General features: G+C 46.7%; 4 protein-coding genes and 1 tRNA gene. 1 reads left to right on the top strand and 4 read right to left on the bottom strand.

Translation table 11 applies throughout. The annotated features are described in order from the left end of the window. From dptH to ACT3XD_RS19045, 4 genes are all read right to left on the bottom strand, one after another. Positions 1-2,360 (bottom strand): DNA phosphorothioation-dependent restriction protein DptH (gene dptH, locus ACT3XD_RS19060; RefSeq protein WP_444280671.1); only part of this gene is annotated, 2,360 nt, incomplete at its 3' end. Further along, entirely contained in the window at positions 2,341-3,675 is a 1,335-nt protein-coding gene (gene dptG / locus ACT3XD_RS19055) for a DNA phosphorothioation-dependent restriction protein DptG (protein ID WP_192539397.1), read from the bottom strand. The genes dptG and dptH, both read right to left, overlap by 20 nt. After that, positions 3,672-5,267 (bottom strand): DNA phosphorothioation-dependent restriction protein DptF, encoded by a 1,596-nt coding sequence (gene dptF, locus ACT3XD_RS19050; protein ID WP_192539398.1) that lies wholly within the window; start codon positions 5,265-5,267, stop codon positions 3,672-3,674. Before dptF ends, dptG begins: the two co-directional genes overlap by 4 nt. 276 nt (positions 5,268-5,543) lie before the next feature. Beyond that, positions 5,544-5,620 (bottom strand) — tRNA-Arg (locus ACT3XD_RS19045). Between the two features lie 142 nt (positions 5,621-5,762). Here ACT3XD_RS19045 and ACT3XD_RS19040 point away from each other — a divergent pair. Next, positions 5,763-6,761 (top strand): TRAP transporter substrate-binding protein, encoded by a 999-nt coding sequence (locus ACT3XD_RS19040; protein ID WP_192539399.1) that lies wholly within the window; start codon positions 5,763-5,765, stop codon positions 6,759-6,761. Positions 6,762-6,812 lie beyond the last annotated feature (51 nt).

Raw genomic sequence — 6,812 nt, 5'->3', positions numbered from 1 at the left:
TAGAGATTGACGTGTATATGACGTCCGCCGAGTAAGTTCGCCTGATAGTAGGACACCAGCCCTCTGAACAACTCTGCGTTTTCTGCGTTGTTGACGGAGTTAATCAGCAGCGGGGCATCATCGACCTGGCAGAATAGCTGCTCAAATGTAGACGTAAACTCCTCGATCTTGTGCTTTACAAGGTTTATCACAAAATCGAAGCTTGTATCCTGATGTGGCACTACCTCCAACCAGAGAGGATTCTCTGGTACTGCCTGTGTATAGCTATAACGATTATCTCTGTCGAAAAGGTGGGGAAGCAATCCCCGTGCGTTTAATCGTCCTTTAGTAACCTCTGGTAGTTCACGAAAGCTACGCGCTTCGCCATCTTCAACAATTTCTTCAACCAGACTCAGATAGTAGGCCATCACCAGCGGATGGAACGGAGTAAAAAATTGGCGCTCCTCTACTGTTGCCAGCCCGATACGAATCACAAGCCGTTCAGAGCTGTTGAGCGGCTTGCCCTTCTGAATTTGGTCCAAGTAGTCAACGCAAGCCAGAATATACTCTTTGCCTAGGGCAACGAGTTCAGGTCCCCAGCTAGCCAACGAAGGCAACGTTTTGCGCTCTTGGAAGTAAATAATAAGAGCCCTGTAGGCTTGATATATTCTGTCGTCTGCAAGTGAAAGACTTGAAAGTGGGGTTCCTTTGCGTCGATCATTGTCCCATTCAATACACTCTTCATTAACGAAGGACGACTCAGCCTGGAGCAAAGCTTTTCGGAAGAATACTGGCCCCGATTCTTGATTATCGAAGACAACCGTCTCTTTCCCTGGCCGATACACACCATTGAAATTATCGTCTTTAAAAAGCCTGGCAAACCGGCTTGTGTCAAAAATCACTGGTAGTCGAAGTGCTTCTTTGCTCGGTTCACCTTCGACGAGTACAAAGAGTGATCTGTCACCATTCGTCAGGGTGAAATTAACTTCGTCAGACTCATCATAGAGCTGATCGAAATCGACCTTTCCCACCGAATTTATATCAACTGTTTCACCACTGTCGGATAACACCGCTTCGGTGGTTAGGGCAGGATTAACGTCAAGGCAATGTTGGTCTGCCTGAAGTACGAGCGCTCTCCTTTTTCTATCGATTAGAAAGCGATTCTCAAAGGCAGACAGATGAAAGCCTCCCTGTTGGACGACCAGGCAATGGAAGCTGTATTTTTCGTTCGAAGAATCTCGATTGAGTCTCAGGCTAAAAAATCCAGGTTCAACACTGCATGGGCCCGAGATAGTGAATGTCGACTTATCGCCTCTAGAAGAGAAATCAATGTCAATAATCTCAGACATTGCCTTCGGCGTTACCAAAAGCTCTTTTTTTTCTAGTCGCTGACCAATAAACCTGATCTTGAAATTGAATAGGTACTGACCACTCGGAACTTCAATAATGAGATGTTTATCTCGCCTACCAGCCGAGGTATCTCTCTTGTCTCGTACATCAATTTCGCAGCCATTAAACTCTATACCTGCATAGTCGAGAGTCAGTTTTTTCTGGTGCTCCTCTTCGTCTCTAAAGTCCTGGTAGTTGAGTTCCGTCCATGGAACCTCTGCTCCTTCTCCAAAATGTTCTTGTATGAATTTTGATCCAAACTTAGTCAGCTTATCTTCCAAGTCATTCGGAAAATGTTCAACAGCAAACTCTATCTCTTCCCTTAACTGTCGATTTGACTCCAGTCGGCGCGGTACCTGCTTCTCGCTTGAATTGCTTAACACCTGAGGGTCGTTGAACAGCCCTAGCTCCTGGAAACGCAAGTCTCCGTCCAGCAACGCGTCATGGAGATGCCGAAACCCAAACACACTGGAGCCTTCTTCTGTGATTATTCGAGCTTGGTGTTCCAGGAGACACCGAGAGGCAACTTGGTTCTGAAGTCCATCAGATATCAATAGGTCCAATTTATTTTTTGTTTGACGAGGTGACCAAACAGCATCGCCTTGAGCTAGGTCGAAAGCGCTATTAATCAGGGTATCCAGAAGGCTGTTGTGAACGATTAGCAGAGCACATCGCTCGAAAGGAGGCATCTGGGCCGCCACGGTATCCCGAAGGTTTGAAATGTAGTTTTCTGTGTAACAACCGTTCTGGATATCAGGCTGCTCCAAATGCCCTGCCACCAGCAAACGCACGTCATTAACTTCGAGATATGAAAGTTTATGCTCGCCATAGCGTAGTTGACCATCGCTCCGCGTTAGCAACTCAGAGACAAGGCCAATCGTATTTTCTGGGTCTGGTGACTTGAACTGATACCGGGCGCCAGCTTCTATACGGGACTGAAGCCAACCACGTAGATTGCTTACCAAGAAGGCTTCAAAGTGTTTTTCGGACATAAACCGCATCTCCGCTATCGCTCATTCTCTCGACGTTACCAATTCGTTCCAAAAATCGGATGATCGCCTGCTCTGACTGCCTATCGAACCAAACCCCACGTTTCTTGAGCTCATGCAATAACTCTTGAAACTGAACTTGCTTCTTCCTGCCAATTGCTAGGTTTGTAAGTAACAAAAGGTAATCTTGGGAAATGGTTAACACTCTGCCTGAGCGTCCTCTAACTTGGATAAAGTCCGAAGCAATTTCGTTCTCAAAGGTATTCACAAACTTGGTATTAACATCATATTGGCTCGTACCTTTATTTTGAAAAATTTCCTTTGCTGTCCGACTGAGCAACCCAAACAACCCTTTTATAGTTTCAGGGTATTCTTGAATTATAGGAAGTTGTCGTCTATTGCGATATCTTTGGCAGAGCTCTGCTAAAGATTTTCCAACCTCAGCTCTCTCTGAATAACTCATATTTTCGATATCTAAAAAAACCTTCCAAAGAGGGAATTTACTCGCTCTTTTATCCTGAGGGTTATTTAGATATTCCAGCATAGAGAGCAATGGAAATAAATCTAAAGCCTTAGTTTTAAGAAGAGGAAACGACTCTCTAACGTACTTCCTCTCAAGGCTGGCTTTCTCAGAATCCAATATAAAAAAAAGAGGTTTACTTTCAGGCGCTTCTGTCCAGCTATTGATATTCAACGCCAGCTGGGAACTGTATAAAAACGTATAGAGATTGAAAAAAAGTCTGAGATTTTCTAGAAAATAGCCTGGGTGCTCCAAAAGGAAGCTTAGATCTTGAGTAAAATATTCTGCGACGAATGGCAAGTACGGATACTCGACGGGTGCTTCACCGAGGTCAACTAATCGCTTTTGAAACTCTTCTAAAAGTTCTTGCTCAAGGAAGTTCACTTCACTGCTGAGCTTTCGGAAGCAATCACTCGAATTGCCAATAAAACCTATAAGTATCTGGGCCACATGCTTGTTGGTCGAAGCCTCAGCCTGGGCGGCTTTAAATATTAGAAACTCTGGTGAAACTTTGAAAAGTCCAGAGGCGTCATTATTGAAATACATTTTCTCGATGAACGGCTCGAACTCTTGATCTGTAAGCTTCATTCGCAAACGCTCAAAAACTGCCGATTTGTAGCTCTCTAATGTAGAATCTTTACCAAGTCGCTTTCGAAAAGCTGTGGCAAGAACATTTCCAGCTATTGCTTCGAAATCAAGACCAGAAGACTGAGATCGAAACGGCAAAAAATTTTTGACAAAGTTTTTATTTTGGATGACCTGGTCATCAAGCTTTAGTAAATTCTTGGAAACGCTCATTCGCCACCCCCGACAACAAATTCGTCATCTTCCACTTCGTTTGTGAGGGAAAATTGATTGCGCCCATCAGAAAAAATTATTTTTCCTGAGCAAATTATTACTTTCGTTACGTCATCAATAATCTCTTCCAATATCACAATCGTATTTTTGTCGTGTTTATTAGGCCTATAGCCATCATTTATTTTAGAAACCAGTTCAAGAAAGCTTAAATTCACATTGAATGTTCGAAGTGGCTTGTCACCTACTTTAAGGCAAACCGGAAACTCGTGGATATTAGCTATACTCTCACCTTCAATTCTCTTTAGATCTGGCTTAATATCCGCAGCCGCAGAAATGAAAACTCCATTTCTTGAGCATAAAAACAAGTGCTGCTTTGTTGTTAAAGAGGGGTCCAACCTGTTCCCAAATCTAAACAATGCGGACACAAGTTCGTCCTTATAGAAGCTCCGAAGCGTATGGCGCTGCTCAGCGCTCCCATCGTAGTTCTTGTGCAAACGCCAAATTTCGATATACCTATCGTAAAGCGGCTGCTGAAAATCGGTTTGGAAGGTCTTATGGAAGTTATTTCCAATATCGACATCCCGGAAAAGGTAGAAAAATCGAAGCCAACCTACGGAATCAATATTCGAAACGCCAAAGCCTTCAAAGACAGATTTTTGGAACTCGTCGAATGCTGCCTCTCTAATCCCTAGCGGGTGCTGTATTAGGAACTGGTCGATCAGGCGGGATCTAACCGAACACGGGTCAAAGTGACTGATCACATCGCTCAAATCATTATGGCCAGCGACGAATAGGTTATCGAAAAGTAAACCTGGGCCGGTGATCAAATGATGGGCAAAATCAAGAAGTGCCCGAGCAGAAAGAAAGTGATCGAACTTTAGCCGCGCCGAGAGGAGCAGGTGCACAATTCGTTTGCGCACCTCCTCATACTGAAGCAACTCATAGTTGATAGTCAGTTTACTAGGGCTCGTTTGGGCCGCATCCAGATATGCTCGGTATAGCGGGTTGCTATCGGACTGAGCAACTACTCGAGCAATCAGTTCGCTGATAAAGCTAGATCCAGTCTTGCCATCCTCAATACTGAATTTTGGGTACTTCTCAAAGTTCAGGAACCCGTATGAGGATGCAGTCTGATTCCCATTCTGCAGGTAGGATTCAATTGCGTTCTTGATTTCCTCGTGTCGTGCAGCCCCTTGCGACGAGAAATTGAACAGCATCCCAACATTGATGCCGATAACCAATGGCTTCGCAGATTGATAATGCTCATCGAACAGTTGATCCAGAGCATCAATTGCATTTTGATCTGGCTTAAAGGCATGCGTCGCGTCTAAATGAAACCTGAACTTGTTCGAGTAACTTTCGTAATAGCGCTTGAGAATCTCTGACTTGCCATCACCGGATGAGCCGCATAGGAAAATCACGGTATCCGGTGTCGGGTTGGAGTCCAGCAATCTTCTGAAATCTTTCTCAATTTCAGTTTCAACGTAGAGGTAGTTTTTTAGCTCATCCTGTTCTTTTTGTCCCTGTCCCAGCGTTGTGACCGCTTGAGCTGACGACCTAGCAAGAGTGTCTAGTAACCGTTTGAACTGCACGTTGTTTTCTCATCCCTAGTTTGACGATCACACTGAATGTCGCTACGCCTAACACACCTCACAGGCCGAAGGTCATTTCAGGCTATCACAGCGCTTAATTTTAGTGAATCCAAGGAACGTACACATGTGACCATGCTAGTGGCAAGAAAAAGCCAAAGGTCATAAACGAATAGCCATACAAGGCATGTAATGAAGAGGTTGTGGCCACGATTTGGTCACAGGGTGGTCACAGACAAAAAATAAGGGCCTACGCGTTAACGTAAGCCCTTGAAATTCTGGCGCGCCCGGCAGGATTTGAACCTGCGACCCTCGGCTTCGGAGGCCGATACTCTATCCAACTGAGCTACGGGCGCATAGGGTGCGTATCGTACCTGTGCGGGCGCGCTGTGTCCAGCCGCGTGGCGGCTTTACTGCTTGCCTCGATTGACCGTTTTCCCAGGTGTAGGGCATGATTTGTGGGCACTTCGTCTTTTTACACATCGGGAACTCATAAAAATGAAAACATTCACGCTGAACACGCTGGCGTTAGGCATTTCTCTGGCGCTGGCAACCGCTGCCAACGCAGCTGATTTTGACGATATGGACCCGGTCACCCTGCGCCTGGCGCATGTGGTTAACGAGCAGGATGGCTTTCATATCGCCTCCACCAAATTTGAAGAGCTGGTCGAAGAGCGCACTGGCGGCAAGGTAAGCATTGAGATTTTCCCTAATGCGACCCTGGGCGATGAGCGCACGCTGCTTGAAGGCATGCAGATCGGCACGGTGGATATGGGCCTGATTACTAATGGTCCGGTGGCCAACTTTGTCGAAGAGATGGCGGTATTCGAACTGCCGTTCCTGTTCCCTTCTCCTGAAGCGGCCTATGGCGTACTGGATGGTGAAATCGGTCAGGAGCTTTTAGACAAGCTTTCCGACGTTAACCTGAAAGGCCTGGCCTACGCCGAGCGCGGTTTCCGCAACCTGACCAACAGCGAGCGCGCGGTGAATACGCCGGACGATATGGATGGCCTGCGTATCCGCGTGATGGAAAACCCCGTTTACACCGATACGTTCCGTGAACTGGGCGCCAACGCCATTCCCATGGCCTGGACCGAAGCACTGACCGCCATGCAGCAGGGCACTATCGATGGCCAGGAGAACCCGGTCAACGTGGTGTATTCGTTCAATCTGGGCGAAACGCAAAACTACATGACGCTTTCGCGCCATACCTATGCCCCGGCCATTTTTGTGATGGGCATGTCCGCCTGGAACAAGCTACCGGAAGAGGCACAGGCCGTGCTGGAAGAAGCTGCTCAGGAAGCTGCCGAGCATGAGCGCCAGGTGAATGCCGACATGGAAGCCGAACAGCTAAGCGCTCTAAAAGAAGCTGGTATGGAAATCAACGAAACGCCTGATCTTGAAGCGTTCCGGGCGCAGGTAGCGCCGGTCTATGAGAAGTATGGAGAGCAGTTCGGCGATTACCTGCCGCGCATTCGCGAAGCCATTGCAGAGTAAATCGACGTTCGGTTTTACTTGAGCCGTTGATGCAAAAGGCCACCGCGCGGT

It is taken from the genome of Halomonas sp. AOP7-B1-5, assembly GCF_052353045.1.
GTDB classification, from domain to species: Bacteria; Pseudomonadota; Gammaproteobacteria; order Pseudomonadales; family Halomonadaceae; genus Vreelandella; species Vreelandella colorata.
Note: the sequence above shows the minus strand (reverse complement) of the source record. Positions and strands in the feature narration are given on the sequence as shown.